Annotated in this window: 17 protein-coding genes; 3 read left to right on the top strand and 14 right to left on the bottom strand. The window is 31.9% G+C overall.

Features of this window, described 5'->3' with window-relative positions; all coding sequences use genetic code 11:
- Positions 1–26: 26 nt before the first annotated feature.
- The 3 genes from AC3EMB_RS12195 to AC3EMB_RS12185 all read right to left on the bottom strand — a co-directional run bounded on the left by AC3EMB_RS12195 (position 27) and on the right by AC3EMB_RS12185 (position 3,039).
- Entirely contained in the window at positions 27–1,277 is a 1,251-nt protein-coding gene (locus tag AC3EMB_RS12195; RefSeq protein ID WP_075718933.1) for a hypothetical protein, read from the bottom strand.
- 464 nt (positions 1,278–1,741) lie between these two features.
- Complete coding sequence (locus AC3EMB_RS12190) at positions 1,742–2,020, bottom strand: AbrB/MazE/SpoVT family DNA-binding domain-containing protein (protein WP_000842216.1); 279 nt, start codon at positions 2,018–2,020, stop codon at positions 1,742–1,744.
- Positions 2,021–2,160: 140 nt separating this feature from the next.
- Positions 2,161–3,039 carry a helix-turn-helix domain-containing protein gene (locus AC3EMB_RS12185; protein ID WP_416474256.1) on the bottom strand — a complete coding sequence of 293 codons (879 nt, stop codon included), beginning with the start codon at positions 3,037–3,039 and terminating at the stop codon, positions 2,161–2,163.
- A 376-nt stretch (positions 3,040–3,415) separates the two neighbouring features.
- Here AC3EMB_RS12185 and AC3EMB_RS12180 point away from each other — a divergent pair, with 376 nt between their 5' ends.
- Positions 3,416–3,667, top strand: coding sequence for a response regulator transcription factor (locus AC3EMB_RS12180; RefSeq protein WP_000827555.1), 252 nt, complete (start codon positions 3,416–3,418; stop codon positions 3,665–3,667).
- A gap of 473 nt (positions 3,668–4,140) precedes the next feature.
- Here the strand turns inward: AC3EMB_RS12180 and AC3EMB_RS12175 are convergent, their stop codons facing one another.
- The 4 genes from AC3EMB_RS12175 to pepD form a co-directional block, all read right to left on the bottom strand.
- The gene (locus AC3EMB_RS12175; RefSeq protein WP_488517711.1) at positions 4,141–5,322 is read right to left on the bottom strand and encodes an agmatine deiminase family protein; all 1,182 of its coding nucleotides are present in this window, start codon (positions 5,320–5,322) and stop codon (positions 4,141–4,143) included.
- A 304-nt stretch (positions 5,323–5,626) separates the two neighbouring features.
- On the bottom strand, positions 5,627–6,229 hold the full coding sequence (locus AC3EMB_RS12170; protein ID WP_071729953.1) for a hypothetical protein: 603 nt from the start codon (positions 6,227–6,229) through the stop codon (positions 5,627–5,629).
- A 25-nt stretch (positions 6,230–6,254) separates the two neighbouring features.
- A complete protein-coding gene (locus AC3EMB_RS12165; RefSeq protein ID WP_197241721.1) occupies positions 6,255–7,064 on the bottom strand; it encodes a C39 family peptidase in 810 nt (269 codons plus the stop codon).
- 245 nt (positions 7,065–7,309) lie between these two features.
- The gene (pepD, locus tag AC3EMB_RS12160) at positions 7,310–8,779 is read right to left on the bottom strand and encodes a beta-Ala-His dipeptidase (RefSeq protein WP_366987610.1); all 1,470 of its coding nucleotides are present in this window, start codon (positions 8,777–8,779) and stop codon (positions 7,310–7,312) included.
- 211 nt (positions 8,780–8,990) lie between these two features.
- On the opposite strand from pepD, the gene AC3EMB_RS12155 reads away from it, so the two are divergent.
- The gene (locus tag AC3EMB_RS12155; protein ID WP_109737368.1) at positions 8,991–9,380 is read left to right on the top strand and encodes a YxeA family protein; all 390 of its coding nucleotides are present in this window, start codon (positions 8,991–8,993) and stop codon (positions 9,378–9,380) included.
- A gap of 19 nt (positions 9,381–9,399) precedes the next feature.
- On the opposite strand, the gene spoIISB is transcribed toward AC3EMB_RS12155, so the two are convergent.
- The 5 genes from spoIISB to AC3EMB_RS12130 all read right to left on the bottom strand — a co-directional run bounded on the left by spoIISB (position 9,400) and on the right by AC3EMB_RS12130 (position 12,252).
- Positions 9,400–9,576, bottom strand: coding sequence for a stage II sporulation protein SB (gene spoIISB / locus AC3EMB_RS12150; RefSeq protein WP_000852629.1), 177 nt, complete (start codon positions 9,574–9,576; stop codon positions 9,400–9,402).
- Positions 9,577–9,648: 72 nt separating this feature from the next.
- Positions 9,649–9,777: a hypothetical protein gene (locus AC3EMB_RS12145; RefSeq protein WP_000237818.1), complete on the bottom strand. Its 129-nt coding sequence runs from the start codon at positions 9,775–9,777 to the stop codon at positions 9,649–9,651.
- Between the two features lie 112 nt (positions 9,778–9,889).
- Positions 9,890–10,627 (bottom strand): type II toxin-antitoxin system SpoIISA family toxin, encoded by a 738-nt coding sequence (locus AC3EMB_RS12140; protein WP_053564491.1) that lies wholly within the window; start codon positions 10,625–10,627, stop codon positions 9,890–9,892.
- 238 nt (positions 10,628–10,865) lie between these two features.
- Positions 10,866–11,603, bottom strand: a complete 738-nt coding sequence (gene gpmA / locus AC3EMB_RS12135; RefSeq protein ID WP_053564492.1) for a 2,3-diphosphoglycerate-dependent phosphoglycerate mutase — start codon at positions 11,601–11,603, stop codon at positions 10,866–10,868.
- Positions 11,604–11,769: 166 nt separating this feature from the next.
- On the bottom strand, positions 11,770–12,252 hold the full coding sequence (locus AC3EMB_RS12130) for a MarR family winged helix-turn-helix transcriptional regulator (RefSeq protein WP_000191889.1): 483 nt from the start codon (positions 12,250–12,252) through the stop codon (positions 11,770–11,772).
- A 107-nt stretch (positions 12,253–12,359) separates the two neighbouring features.
- Here AC3EMB_RS12130 and AC3EMB_RS12125 point away from each other — a divergent pair, with 107 nt between their 5' ends.
- The gene (locus tag AC3EMB_RS12125; protein ID WP_078401833.1) at positions 12,360–14,045 is read left to right on the top strand and encodes an alpha-keto acid decarboxylase family protein; all 1,686 of its coding nucleotides are present in this window, start codon (positions 12,360–12,362) and stop codon (positions 14,043–14,045) included.
- A 157-nt stretch (positions 14,046–14,202) separates the two neighbouring features.
- Here the strand turns inward: AC3EMB_RS12125 and AC3EMB_RS12120 are convergent, their stop codons facing one another.
- Together AC3EMB_RS12120 and AC3EMB_RS12115 are read right to left on the bottom strand one after the other, a co-directional pair.
- Positions 14,203–14,985, bottom strand: coding sequence for a class I SAM-dependent methyltransferase (locus AC3EMB_RS12120; RefSeq protein ID WP_423099003.1), 783 nt, complete (start codon positions 14,983–14,985; stop codon positions 14,203–14,205).
- Positions 14,986–15,255: 270 nt separating this feature from the next.
- The gene (locus tag AC3EMB_RS12115; protein ID WP_000063589.1) at positions 15,256–15,663 is read right to left on the bottom strand and encodes a VOC family protein; all 408 of its coding nucleotides are present in this window, start codon (positions 15,661–15,663) and stop codon (positions 15,256–15,258) included.
- Between the last annotated feature and the right edge of the window lie 18 nt (positions 15,664–15,681).

The following is a 15,681-nucleotide window of genomic DNA, read 5'->3' as shown; positions in this document are numbered from 1 at the left end:
TCCCCATCGCCCCTCCTCTCTTTAAACTAGTTAATGATATCTGTAAAGTAACTTTCTTTCTGATCACGTAATCGGCTGGAAACGTACTGCCTGCAAACAATTCTTCTTCCGTACTTATTATCTCCAATCGGGATTTTATATTCTTCCTCAGATAACCTTTCCCTACCATGAGTTACATTTGCTTGTTTATCATAGTATGAATTTGGAATAATTAATAAATCTTCAGATGTAAGTGGAACCTTATAAGTGGGCGTTGTTCGTAAGAGTTCTAAAAATATGTCAAATTTCAATTTTTCTTCTTCACTTTCTCCCACATAAATCAATCTATTTTCTGCTCCATTCAAACAAGTTGCAATAATATCACCATTATCATCCAAAAATATAATTTGGTTTATTTCCCCTACAAATCCAGATATTTCACCATCCGCCATTCCTGCAATATGAGCAATAGGCATTTTACTTATCGCCAATATATCATCTTTACTGAAGTGATTTTCTTCAAGATGCTTTTGAAGTAATTTTGGCGTTCCAATATGAGTTTGAGTTTTTAAATTTAACACTCCTTTTAATAAAAGAGCATCAACTCTAGTAAATTTTCCACAAGTAATTTCAGACACTATTTGTTCCACGGATTTATTAAGTCTATTTGATACAATTTCTAAATTCGTATTGAATGTTTTCAATCTTGCTTCAATATCTGATTGGTCTTTCATATCTGTATACACTGTGGCATCGTTATGTTGATAAAAGTTCCCACCACCGGTGCTTGCACCGACATTTCGCAAAACTTCATCGTTGTTCAAAGGGGAAATGAGGTGAAATCTATTTTTCCCTGCATGTTCGGATGGGTGAATTAAAGCATCATAATTAAAAAGTGTGGCGAATAGCCATGTGACCCATTCTGCATAAAAATATTTTTTCATTCTATCGTCTTCGTCTTCACCATAATTAAAACCTTTGCGATTCTCCCCAGGTAATAGGGTTTCCATAGGATCACATGGAATATTTTTAATAAGAGTAGGTGGTACGTTCCCACCACAATTCGCAACTTTTATCATATGTAGTAGTTTTTTCATGTCTGAATTCGAAGTTTTCTTTAAATAATCAATCAAACAATTAAGCCACTCTCTTGAAAAGCTTGCAGCTATTTCTTGATCACAAGTATAAGGATTATGAGTTTTTAATTCATGGTCTATTAGATTCTTCATTTTATCCTTCAATACATTAGGAATGCTAATTTCTTCGATTTCTGTAATCTGCAGTGTTCCTTTATTCATTATAAAACCTCCGTTGTTTTATTTTTTCACACCATATCTTCTATTGAATGAACTACCTACTTCTTTTTTGCTCCTTTGCTTTTCTTCAAAGCTATTAGAACTACCAATTTACAAATAAAAAACGTGGAGTATAAGAGATTTCTTCTTAGTCACATTTCCCCCACGAATCTCCGTTAAATTGGCAAATTTAATTTGAAAATCTGATTCATTTTCTAAAGTTTTCCTGAGTTTAAAATCAGAATTTTCAAGATAAATATATTAACACTAAAAATATAACACGAAACCAAAAAATGTAAATAAATAGTTTTTTTATAAAAAATAGTCAGACTATTCATAAGGTAATTCGTATTTCATTGAACCAACTACGGCCTCTCAATTTTATTGATAACAATAAAAAGGTCCCCTAAATGGTGATAGAGGACCTTTTTCCAAGTATATTCTATTTTAAATTTCTTACTTATCTTTTATTTTAAAAGATATTGCTGTAACTTCTTTATTAACAGTTCCATCCCGTTTGGACTTACAATAATCTTCCCATTCGCTAACGAAATATTGCTGTCTGAAATATCCCCTGTAAGTGCACAAGCTCTTGGTGATTGATATTTTCGTAAAATAATCTGGTCCTCTTCTATAAACATTTCAAGAGAATCTTTTTCTACAATTCCTAAACTCCGTCTTATTTCCATTGGAATAACAATACGCCCCATGCTATCTGCTTTACGAGTAATTCCTCTTGATTTCATAAAATGCCACCCTTTATATTTATCTAATATTACGGTATTTATTTTAGCAATAAATAACAATTAGGAATAGTTCGTATTACAGTACTTTTTTTAGGAATAAATACCAATTAGGAATAACTTATGTTAGAATTATTTCTTGTTTATTCTTGATTTTTAATATATTTATCCTTGATCATTTTTATATATTGTTTTCTTTCTGTTAATTCAAATATAAATAATGCCTTTTTTATGTATGTTAAACCAACTTCATTAGAGTGCTGAACTTTTAATAAAATTGCACCTTTTTCAAAAAACAATTCACCTAATAAGTATAAAGTATTCATATTTATAGCTAATTTTATGCCTATTTCACTATACTTTATTGCTTCTTCATATTGATTTGCAAGGTGTAAACATTTTGTTAACGTATGAATGAGTCTTAATTTGATTTCTTTTTCTCTAGGGAATTCTATCTTATTAAAATTAATTAAACTTTGTTTTAATATATTTATGCTTTTCTCATAGTCTTCATTTTCTGCATGTATTATAGCAATTGAATTCATTATGCTTATTTCTTTTTCTGATAAAAAGTTACTACTACTTAGGGTTTGTTTTAGTGCTCTATTTAAAATGTCAAAAGCATTAATTGTTGCTCCATTTACATAATATATAGCAATCGCTTCATGCCATAATAGAAATTGTTTATCTTCTTTTGAGTGGAAATTATTTTCGTTTTTCTCTTTTTTCACTATTTCGTAAAGCTCATTATATTCTTTTTGTTTCACACAATCTCTCATTACACATTTTACATTTTCAATATATTTTATTTTTTTGTTTTTCGTTAGCGCAAATATATAATTTGGATCAATACCAAGTCTTTCAGATAATTGATACAACAATATGCTAGATGGATAAATAATACCTTTTTCTATCTTACTAATTTGGCTTTGTGAACATATTCCATGACATAATTCAGATTGTGACATGTTTTTTTTCTTTCTAAGTTCTTTAATAATAATACCAAGATTGTAGAATTCCATCTTTCCTCCCTCAAATGTAACACTTTATGAGTATAAGAATATTTTCCAACTTTTAATGTAATGTAAAATTAATATAGTTACAATTACTAATTATATGGATTTATAGTTTCTTTTACAAACTTGTATCACAATACGAGAAATTATTAAAATATGGTTCACTAATAATCAATGGGAGTTTTATTCATCATCACTGATTATTAGTCCACTCCAGGTAGGCTTTTACAGGGAGTCCGACTTCTTTGCCACATCTAAATTTTGAGGTGGGAGTCTTACTACCCGCAAATAGCCAGATTAAAATAAATATGGTTTTTCACCTTTATTTCTTTTAATAGTTTCTTTTGATTTTTATATAGATAATTTCGAAGGAGCGTATTTTATGAAAAGAATGTTGACCGAAAGAGAGTTAGAAGTGGCTATTTATGTAGCAAAAGGATTTACAGATGTAGAAATTTCAAAAAAAATATATGTTACCCCTCGAAGAATTTCAACGATAATTAATCATATTAAAGAAAAATGGCATATTAATTCTAGAGTGGAATTAGGTATTTTAGTTTATCATTATGGTTTTATAGATGCACCCTTATTTTCAAATAAAGAAAATCATTTATTCGAAAAGGTTGCACAATAATTGGCCAAGTATAATGTGTTCATTTACAAATAAAAACAGAAAAGTCGCTGAACTTTTATTATTTAAGGTAATTCTGAAGCTGATGGGCATGTATGGCTTGCTAAAAGAAAAAATATAGATTGTATTTAGATATTTTAGTAAGAATGATTGTACCAGAAACTTTTAAAACCCCAATAATAGAGGACTCTTTGGATGTTTTATTGAAGGGATTCAAACGACTTTTAAAAGGTAAAAACATACCTTTAGACAATGTTTCTTCTTCAACAGCAAGTATAGCTTTTAATGTAGAAAATCCATCCATTTTGATTAAGCTTTTTTCAAAAAGGGTGGGTTTCTTCAGTTTATAGGAAAGGTATACTTAACTCATAAAAATTACAATAAAATAGGTAAAAATACCATCGCATCTTTACCTATCCTATAGATAAACAGGTTTTCATAAGAAATAGAAAACTCCACTGAACACTATAAATATATTATTTTAAATTAATTGGTTGTTGTTGAGTAATACAATGGATCATACCACCATTTTTATAAAGCTCTCTTACATCAATCCCCACAACTTTACGATCAGGATAAAGTTTTTGAATCATCTCATTTGCTATTTTATCATTAGGATCATTATAGTTAGGAACTAAGATAACTTGATTCGCTATATAATAATTAATATATGAACCTTTATAATCAAGCTGCTTCCCATTTTCTAATGTAACATTATTCTTGCTTAGCGGCAGATATACATACTTGTACTTATTCCCCTCAGCATCTTTTGCCTGCAACAACTTGTTAATATCTTTATCAGACGTTCCCCATTCAGCTAAATCTTTTTTGTTTAATGTTATAATAGTAGATTTATCGTGGAATTTTGCAAATCCATCAATATGAAAATCAGTAATATCTAAGTTAGGTACTCCATCTAACCAAATAAAATTTGTTACCCCAAGGTCACTAATATATTTTCCAATATCTTTTTCTGACAATTTTGCATTTCTATTTTTATTCGTCACAGCACTTCTAGTTAGTAAAGCAGTTCCATTACCATCTAATTCAAATGCGCCACCTTCAAGAACAAATTTATTCCAATCAATTCTTTCAATTCCTAACTGTTTACTAAGATTCTCACGAAGACGAGCATCTTTCTTATATGGTGTTTTCTTTCCCCATCCGTTAAATCCTGGGTCTAATATCTTTAGATTTTTGTCATTATCATAAACAAAAATTGGTCCAGTATCTCTCGCCCATACATCGTCAGTAGGTGCGATAAAGAAATCAATTTTCTCCATATTTACCCCGTGATCTATTAAAACCTCAGTAATTCTTTCTTTTTCTTCTTGATCAAATGCAACAATATGAACTTTTTCGCCTTTACTTAAAGCATTTGTCATTTGAATCCAAATTGGCTCTACTTCTTTCTGATATTTTTGCCCATATGTAAATTCATGAGGCCATTGTAGCCATGTTCCTTCATGTTTGTTTTTTTCATCTGGCATTGTATACTTTCCTACTTGTTTTCGCACCTCTACTTTCTTCATATCTTTTCTTTGCGTTTTTTCAATTTCCTTCGCCTGAACTTTCTCAATCCCCTTCCCTAGAGCATAACCACTGAAAATAGATGTGGTTAGTATAGCACTTATACACAAATTCGTTATTTTTTTCATTTCTTAACCTCCTTTTCTGTCTTACTGTAAACCTTTACATAGTGTGAAGGTCAAGCTTTTCCGTTTGAATTATTTAAATATTTTAAATGTGAAGTGTAATTTGAATCGAACTTTATACAAAACAAGTAAGAATCAACTATTTCTACTATAATCATCATTTTTTCATAAAATCTTACACTCTTTTCTTATGTTATTCTTTTTATACTATGTACTGTATTATTTTCGAAAATAATACAGTACATGAAATTTCATATTAAATACATATTCATTTATTTATTGATTTGTTTATTCAGTTTATATTTAACTATTCAAAAGCAGTTACAATTCTCTCTTTCATTTTCTGTAATACTTCACTGCTCAATACTTTTTGACCAGCAGGAAGTTTTAATATGGCAGCGGCACCTTTACTAAGGTATATTTCTTGATCATTATTTTGATTTACTACCAATATTCCTTGTCCTTCAAATTCGAAATAACTAATATCTTTTGTTTCATTTGTATTATTCTTTATTGCTGTATATAATCCATATAAATCTTTACTTCTATTTTCTCCGCCCGTTCGAATCGGTTCAATATCATTCGCAACAATTAGTCCTTCTGGCTGCTCACCCTTCATAATAAACCACAACTTTTCATTTGTTGGTAATAGTAAATGCTTAAATTCAGAGCTATTTAAAATTTGCTGTGCTGGAATTGTTTCATAGATTGGTAACGAAAATGGAGATGTTGTTATTTTTTCAAAGCTTAAATTTTCAGAAGAACTTCCCTTACTATATTGATAATCTTTTAATGCGATCGATTGTACCGATTCACTTTTATTTTTTGATGCATAACTAATTTTACTAGCGAAAATAATAACGGTCATTAAACACATGCACGGTATCACAAGCTTAAGTAGTTTTCCCATTTATGAACCCCCGCTTTTAATATTATTAGTTTGCATGGATATTATAAACAGTTTCACTCCACCAAAAATTATTATTGTTATGGAACGTACTGAAATTATGATTATAATGATCACCATACCAAGGGTCCATGTACGTTATATAATCTGTTCCATTTGTCCCTTTATAAAATCCATCAAGTACTACAAAGTGTCCGATGTTAGCTCCATTTTGCCACATAATGAGTGCAATCATCGGCTGATTACTATTAATTTGACTTTTGAGCCAATCATACGATTTTGCTCCAGAACTTATAGCTGAGCTAACACCATATCCCGATAATCCATATTGTATTTCACGTGAAGTTGCAGGATTATTATATGATCCACCCTTAACATACCTAACGTACTGATCTTGTGAAGGAGTTTTCCCAAAATAATTTAAAACTGAAACCGAAGTGCCTGCCCAACACCAATTTGATCTTTCTTGTAATATGTTAGGTACAGATAATTTACGATCTATTGATGTATTTGGAGGATTTCCATTAATATACGCTGACGTTACATATACTTTTTTTCCATCTTTAAAATAATAAAACCAACGATTATCTGAATTTCCTGTCCAGTAATCTTTAACCGCTTCACCATACTCCCATCCTTTAAAAGATACTTTTGTATTTCCGGGAATCACATCTACAATATTTGCATTCAAACTTTTTGCCTCTCTAACATTTACATTCAATGGAGCTGTTGTTCCTGTAAATTCAACTTCCTCTGCTATTATTTTCTGAACACCAATAAAACTAAATGTGAAGAACAATAAAAACATACAAACAATAAAATGCTTTCTTCCCTTCATTTCTCCACCCCTTCATCAGTACTAAAAAACATCAACAATTCATCCTTATTAATTGTTCAAGCTTAATATTACATACTAACGAAAAATGACTTCTCATAAAGTGAAACTTTGATCAGTAGTGGTTTTATTCATCCCCCACTGATTGTTAGTTAAACCAATCGGGCTGCTCTGCAAATAGCGGGATAAATTCCAATACAAAAAAGGAGCCTATAAATTTTTATAGGCTCCTTTTTATTTCGTCGTTATTACTTAGCTAATTCTTTTGTACCCTTCATTACATCAATGAAGAATCCCCAGTTATTCACTACAGAAGAGATACTGATATGTTCATCTGGAGTGTGGACGTTAAAAATGTCTGGTCCGAATGAAATTGCATCTAATTCAGGCATTTTTTGAACGAATGCGCTACACTCAATCCCCGCATGCACAGCGAAGATTTCAATTTCTTTATTGTATTTTTCTTGATGCACTTTTTCAAATAAATTACGAATTTGTGAGTTTGGATTGTATGGCCATTCTGGATACTCTGACTCTATTTCAAATGTAGCACCAACTAATTCAGCAATATATTTGATTTCTTCTGCAACATGTTGTTTTAAACTACTTACAGAACTTCGCACTTCGTTACGTAATTTAATTTCATCTTGCAACGTTTCAATAACGCCTAAATTTGTTGAGCTTTCTACAAGACCTTTAATATCCATGCTCATACTTTGAATGCCATTTGGAATTAAGAATAATGATGAAATAAGCTGCTTTTGTGTCTCTTTAGCAAATACTTTTTCAACTTTTTCATCCAATTTTGTCAGTGTAACATGAACATCTGGATCAACAGCACGCATTTCTTCTTGTAATACACGTGTCCATGATTCTAGTTTTTCTTCTACTTGTCCTACATCTTCTGTACGAATTAAAATTGTAGCTACACTTTCACGCGGAATTGCATTCGTTTTTAATCCGCCGTGAACTTCACTTATGTTAAACTCCGTATGTGCTGATAAATCACGTAATACTCGTCCTAATACTTTGTTCGCATTACCGCGTTGTTTATCAATTTCCATACCAGAATGTCCGCCTTTTAGACCACCAACATATAGACGGTATGCATCCATATTCGCTGGCGTTTCATCCCAAATTACGGGAATTGTTTCAACAGCTTTCGCACCACCTGCACTACTTACAAGTAATTTATGATCTTCTTCAGAATCAATATTTATAAATATCTTTCCTTCAAAATGATTTGGATCAATAGCAAAAGCCCCGCCCATTGTCGTTTCTTCTTCAGTAGTGATAACGACTTCAAGTGCTGGATGCGTAACTTCTTTTGAATCTAATAAAGCTAATGCATACGCAACTGCAATACCATTATCAGCACCTAAAGTTGTTTGATTTGCATATAACATATCCCCAATGATTCTTAATTCAATTGGATCTTTTTCAAAATCATGTACTGTTGCTTGATTTTTTTCGCAAACCATATCCATATGACCTTGAATAATAATAGCTGGTACATTTTCATAACCAGCTGTTGCTTCTTTTTTAATAATGACATTTAATGCTTCATCTTGAATGACTTCTAAGTTACGCTCTTTTGCAAAGCCCACTAAATAATCACTAATTTCCTTTTCATTACCTGATCCTCTAGGAATCTTTGAAATTTCTGCAAAATGATAAAATACAGGGTGCTTTGTTAATTGTTCTAAAGTAGAATACATTTTTCAAGCTCCTTTCAAAATGAAAAAATAGTATGTAAGTCTTTTATCATTATACCATGATTCATTATTTTACCTTTCTTTTAACTTTTATTGTTCATTTTATGTAAAACACTCTTACAACATTGTAAGGGCATTGTAATCTATATCGATTTTTCTCATTTAATAATAGCCGTATACTTTTTAAAGAAACACATTAAAGGAGATAAAGAAAATGAAAAAGTTTTTAGCAATTATTACACTATGTTTATCATTTTCTAGTTTTACTATTGGCTGTGAGAGAGCGTCACTAAATAGAATTGGTAAAGATGTATATTACATGCAGATAAAAGGCGAAGGAACTATCGAAAAGGTAGATGGTAGAAACTTACGAAACTATACGCTGCCCGCATATGATGAAGATGGCGTCAAAAAACAAATTACATTTAGAAGTACAAAAAAAGAAAACAATCATAAATTAAATGCAGACGCGTTTTTACGCCTTTATGTAGATCAAGATGATAATAATAAAAATGAAATATCATCAATTGAAGTAAAGTCCTATGAAGAGATTCAGAAAGCAGATTTGCCTGAAAAAATAAGAGAAAAGTTTACTATTAAATAAAAAAACAAAAGAAAATGCTCTATGCATTTTCTTTTGTTCTTTTCACCTGTATATATTTTGAACTACTATTATTCATCAGTTTCTCTAACCGATTTATATTCTCCGTTAATGCACCTTTCACAAGAGAGAAATCTGTATTGGATTCTTCTTTTTTTTCTTTAAAAAACGAAGACTTTTGTACATTGACTTCAGCCATCTCTTCTCCCCCTTTTCAAAAAGATACAACCTTTTATTTATATTATATAGCAAATGTAGAAAGAGTGTACACTTATGATTTTCTTTTTAATTCTTCTTCTAATTCTTCTACTTGCTGCAACGTATCCCCTTTTATTAAAGAGAAATCTGTTGTATCTTCGTTATCTTCTTTAAAAAAATCATTGTCATAATCTTTTACCACTACAATCACCTCTACATGCTAGTGTAGGAATGATTGTCCAATTTTATTCAACTTTGTCGGATTTTGTTTTTAATTTATGTATAGAAGAAAAGGACAGAAAAAGATTCTGTCCTTATTTACTAAAATAACTATGATGTATTGTTAAATTATATACATTTTCAAAATCCCGATCTTGCAGGTTATTTTTCTTTCCATCAATAACAATGAAAACGTCACTTACTATTTTTGCTGGTATAATCCCGACATTTTCTACTTGCACCGCTTTCTGCTCATTCAATTGCTCGATATGTTCTAACGGAACGATAATACTAAATTGCGAGCGAATACCACGAAAGTTTGTATTTAACTCTTTCGCGGCTTCAAAAACAACAATTTTCGCGCCAATCTTTTCCCCATATGAATCTAAAAATGCATTTAAGCTCTTTGTATATTCCTCTTCCGTATGCCATTCCATCGTACCGAATACTGATGGATTAACATTTTGAATAATTGTCGTGTATATTTCTCCTCTCGCTTTAGATGCAATTAATGATCGTTTTATCGATTGAACTGTCTTGCCAATATCACTAAATTTCGCACCCCATATTTCTGAAATATTAGGTGTTAAAATGAACGCAATATCAACAAAAATAACCATCGCAGTAAACATCAAAAGATTTTTCCAGAGGGTTAAATCGATTCCTTTTATCATGAAATACACAGTGACAGATATGATAAACAAACCATACCAAGTCTTTCTAATACGTTGCTTTTTCTCCTCGTACAACTCCTCATTTTTCCAAAAAAAGAAAACAAGGACTACAAAGACAATCGCTAAAACAAATAAGCCAATTCGAATGTTAGAGATCATTAATCACATCACCCTCCATTCAAAAAATACTCACGATATCATTACATGCGCAAGTTGCTCTCTTTATGACAAAAGACGTGGACAAGCTTCTAAAATTAGCTACATCGCATATATATTAGAAGGTACCACGTCTTTTATCCTGCTATTTGTGGGCAGTAAGACCCCCACTGATTAAAGTTTTACTTTACCATGAGTCTATATTGTATATGTAGACAAGCATTCATTTCAAATTTTCGTATTAAAAAGAAATATGTTTCGGAATTTCCCCTTCAGGTACTTCTCCATCCATACTTAAATAATAATGACGAATCGGACGTAAGTTTTCGTCTAATTCATAAACAAGCGGAATGCTAGTGGGAATATTTAATGAAACTACACCATCACTTGAAAGGTTGTCTAAATATTTTACTAGCGAGCGAATTGTGTTACCGTGTGATGAAATAATTACTTTATTACCACTTTTTAATGTCGGCGCAATTTCTGAATGCCAATAAGTAAGTACTCTCTTCTCCGTATCCTCTAAACATTCAGTTAATGGAAATTCACCTTTTTTGAGTGTTTTATATCTTGGATCATTCGCTTCATATCGAGGATCGTCTTCAGTAAGAGCCGGTGGTCTTACATCAACACTTCTTCTCCAAATATGAACTTGCTCCTCACCATATTTTTGTGCAGTTTCATCTTTATTCAGCCCTTGCAATGCACCATAATGTCTTTCATTTAGCTTCCAAGATTTATGTATTGGGACCCAAGTAAGATCCATCTCATGAAGTACAATCCATAACGTCCGAATTGCGCGTTTTAATACAGATGTATAAGCCACATCAAAAGTATATCCGTTTTTCTTTAATATTGCTCCTGCTTCTCTCGCTTCACTTAATCCATTCTCTGATAGATCAACATCTGTCCATCCAGTAAAGCGATTTTCAAGATTCCATAAGCTTTGTCCGTGACGAATAAGTACAAGTTTTATCATTATAATTCCCCTTTCGGAAATGTGAATTTTATTGTTCCATTGCGTACACGTATAAAGTATCTAGTAATGTATCTTTTTATCCATTCACTCTATGACCACATCATAGTTGCCAAATGTATGGATAAAATTTGTTCTTTTTCAAACGATAAAAACAGAAGTTTTTTCATTATTTTTGATCGACTGGTAGTTCACGTTTCGTTATCCAAGCATCAAAACCTGATCGGCTATTTGCCATTTCATTCATAACTTGGTGCCAATTGTCCTCACATGATTCACCAAATTTTGAAAAAATAGCACCCATTTGTTGTCTTTGTACATCACTCAGTTTTTTCTCTAAATCTGTACCTTTTTCTGTTAAAGACAACTGTTTCACACGTCGATCATGCATAGCTTCATTACTCTCAATTAAGCCCTTTTCCACAAGTTGACGTAGCGGTCCGTGGAGAGCTTGTTTACTTATTTCTAATAGTGATAATAACTCATTTACACTTATCCCTGGAAAACGTGCGATAAAAAATAAAATTCGATGATGTACTCGTTGAATGCCATATTCTTTTATAATTTCATCTGGCTTTTCAGTAAATGTTTTATATGCAAAATAAAATAATGCTAATGCCTCATTCATCTGTTCTTCTTTATGTTGTGTCATCTACTTTCCCCCTGTATGTAAATTATACCACAATCTAGTAATGAATATTTTAATCAACGCATTAGAACTTATTTAGTCTATTGAAACATTCATTGCATAATTAGGAGATGATTCATTTGAAAAAACAATATACTGTAAGTACATATTTATTGGATAGACTACATGAATTAGGAATTGAACATATATTTGGGGTTCCTGGTGATTATAATCTTGCCTTTTTAGATGATGTGGTAGCACATGAAAATTTAAAGTGGATTGGCAATTGTAACGAATTAAATGCTGCATATGCAGCAGATGGGTACGCTCGCATAAAAGGAATCGCTGCTCTTATTACTACTTTCGGAGTTGGAGAATTAAGCGCTATTAACGGTATTGCTGGCTCATATGCGGAAAACGTGCCAGTTATAAAAATCACGGGTACGCCACCAACAAAAGTTATGGAAAATGGAGCAATCGTCCATCATACGTTAGGAGATGGAAAGTTCGATCACTTTTCCAATATGTATCGAGAAATCACTGTGGCACAAACAAATGTAAAACCTGAGCATGCTGCTGAGGAAATTGACCGTGTTTTACGTGCATGTTGGAATGAAAAACGCCCGGTTCATATTAATTTGCCGATTGATGTATATAATAAACCAATTAATAAACCTACAGAACCAATTTTATATAAACCGATTTTAAGTAATAAAGAAGCGTTGGATAAAATGCTACTACATGCCACTTCAATAATAAATAACGCCAAAAAACCTGTAATTTTAGCTGATTTTGAAGTAGATCGATTTCACGCTAAAGAAAATTTACATCAATTTGTAGAAAAAACTGGGTTTCCCATCGCGACGTTAAGTATGGGAAAAGGAATATTCCCAGAAAAACACCCTCAATTTATAGGGATTTATACTGGTGATGTAAGTTCTCCGTACTTGAGAAAAAGAATTGATGAATCTGATTGTATTATTAGTATTGGTGTGAAGTTAACTGATACTATTACAGGCGGCTTCACACAAGGTTTTACAAAAGAACAAGTTATAGAAATCCATCCCTACACTGTGAAAATTATAGATAAAAAATACGGTCCAGTTGTAATGCAGGATGTTTTACAACATTTAAGTGATTCAATTGAGCATCGTAATAAAGATACCCTTGACGTTAAGCCATTTATTTTAGAATCATCACCTTTTACTGAAGAGTTCATTCCAAAAGCACAAATGGTCACACAAAAACGTTTTTGGCAGCAAATGTACCATTTCTTACAAGAAAACGACGTCTTAATTGTAGAGCAAGGAACACCTTTCTTTGGTAGTGCTGCTATCCCTCTACCTAATAACACTGCATATGTAGGACAACCGTTATGGGGATCTATCGGATATACACTGCCCGCTCTACTTGGTACACAGCTCGCCAATTTATCACGGCGCAACATTTTAATTATTGGTGATGGTTCTTTCCAAGTAACTGCCCAAGAGTTATCAACTATACTACGTCAAAATTTAAAACCGATTATATTTTTAATCAATAACAACGGATACACCGTTGAACGTGCCATTCACGGCCAAAACCAACCTTATAATGATATACAAATGTGGGATTACAATAAACTATCAATGGTATTTGGGTCAGAAGAAAAAAGTCTAACATTTAAAGTAGAAAATGAAGCAGAATTAGCAGAAGTCTTAACAAATATAACTTTTAATAAGAATCAACTTATCTTTATTGAAGTTATAATGAGCCAAAGCGATCAACCTGAATTGTTAGCTAAACTCGGGAAAAGATTTGGTCAGCAAAATTCTTAATATAAAAGCATAACCTAATTATACAATTGGTAGTGTAAAACTTGTTTTGAGAATAGTTTCGACACTCAAAATACATAAGGAAAAGGATGGAAAGCACCATCCTTTTCTATTTTAAGAGCATTCTTCGACTAACGCCCCGTATGACAAGCAAAAATTCTTAATCCATCTTTAACTTTATAGCTTTTGTCGCAATAAATGTTTTAATATGCTTATCTAATATCCTTGTTCCACCAAAATCATCCTCAAAAAAACCTGTTATAACAAAACCAGCTTCAATTTGGCCTTGGATTTGGTCTTCTAAAGTATGCGCATATTCTATTGTTTGATTTGAATCGATGTAATCTTGAACTTCATCCTCTGGTAAATAATCCAATGTTGATGAAGGAATTGAATGTTTAACATCAAGAATACCTTTTTGCTCTTGGTTATCATCAAAAATCCATAGTAACGGATTTGTAAATCCAGCAATAAGAATACCTTTATTCTTTAAAACCCTAGAAACTTCATCCCATACAAGATGAACATCTTTTACAAACAAATTAGAAACAGGATTTATAACAATATCAAAATATTCATCCTCAAAATCACCAAGGTCTGACATATCTCCTTGTACTGTTTTCAAAGTCAAACCATCCCGTTTTGCTACCTTTTCATCTTGTTCCAATTGCTTCTTAGATATATCAGTAACTGTTACATCTGCTCCAGCAGCAGCTAGAACAGGTGCTTGTTGTCCGCCACCTGATGCTAAGCAAAGTATCTTTAATCCATCTAATGACTTTGGAAACCACTTTCTAGGAACTGATTTTTCCGTAGTGACTGTAATCTCCCATTCACCTGATTTGCTTTTCTCAATAACCTCGCTACTTACAGCCTGCGTGTATCTAGAACCTTCTTCAACCTTCTTATCCCATGCATTACTGTTTTGTTGTGTAATATCCATTGCGATTAGTCCTCCTAACGATCTAGTTGGATTTTAAGTGTAAACTTATTAACTATTTATGCTTTCCTTTTTCTATTAACCCGCCTGATAGTTCATACATAGTTGTCTATATTTATATTAACAGATAAACACTAATAATTACTAAAAATTCTAAAAAGACACAAAAAAAGCATTCCAAATCTGTTGACAATTGGAACGCTTTTTTATGTTATTTAGTTTTTCAAGCTTTTAACTAAATCCATTAAACAAATAAGCTATGCTTTTTCTTTTTTATTCAGCAAGAGTTAACTGCCAAGATACACCATACTTATCATTTAACCAGCCAAACTTTTTACTAAACGGATAAGAACCTAAAGGCATGAGAATTGCTCCATCCTGCGCTAGTTTATGAAAGACCGTTTCAATTTCTTCTTCTGTCTCACAAGTTACATAAAGAGACATAGCTGGAGTGAATGTAAAATTATGATTTACATAACTATCAATACACATAAACTCTTGGCCATTTAGCGTAAAAGTTGCATGAATTACAGTTCCCTCTTTACCAGGTCCATTTTCATCGTAGCGAGAAATACTTACAATTTCCGATTGATCAAATAGCGACGTATAAAAATTCATTGCTTCTTCAGCTTTGCCCTCAAACATTAAAAACGTAGTAATTTTTTGATTTGCGTTACTCATATGGAGACAGCCCCTTGT

Source organism: Bacillus sp. LQ16 (genome assembly GCF_057784645.1).
This window is presented reverse-complemented; position numbering and strand designations above follow the sequence as displayed.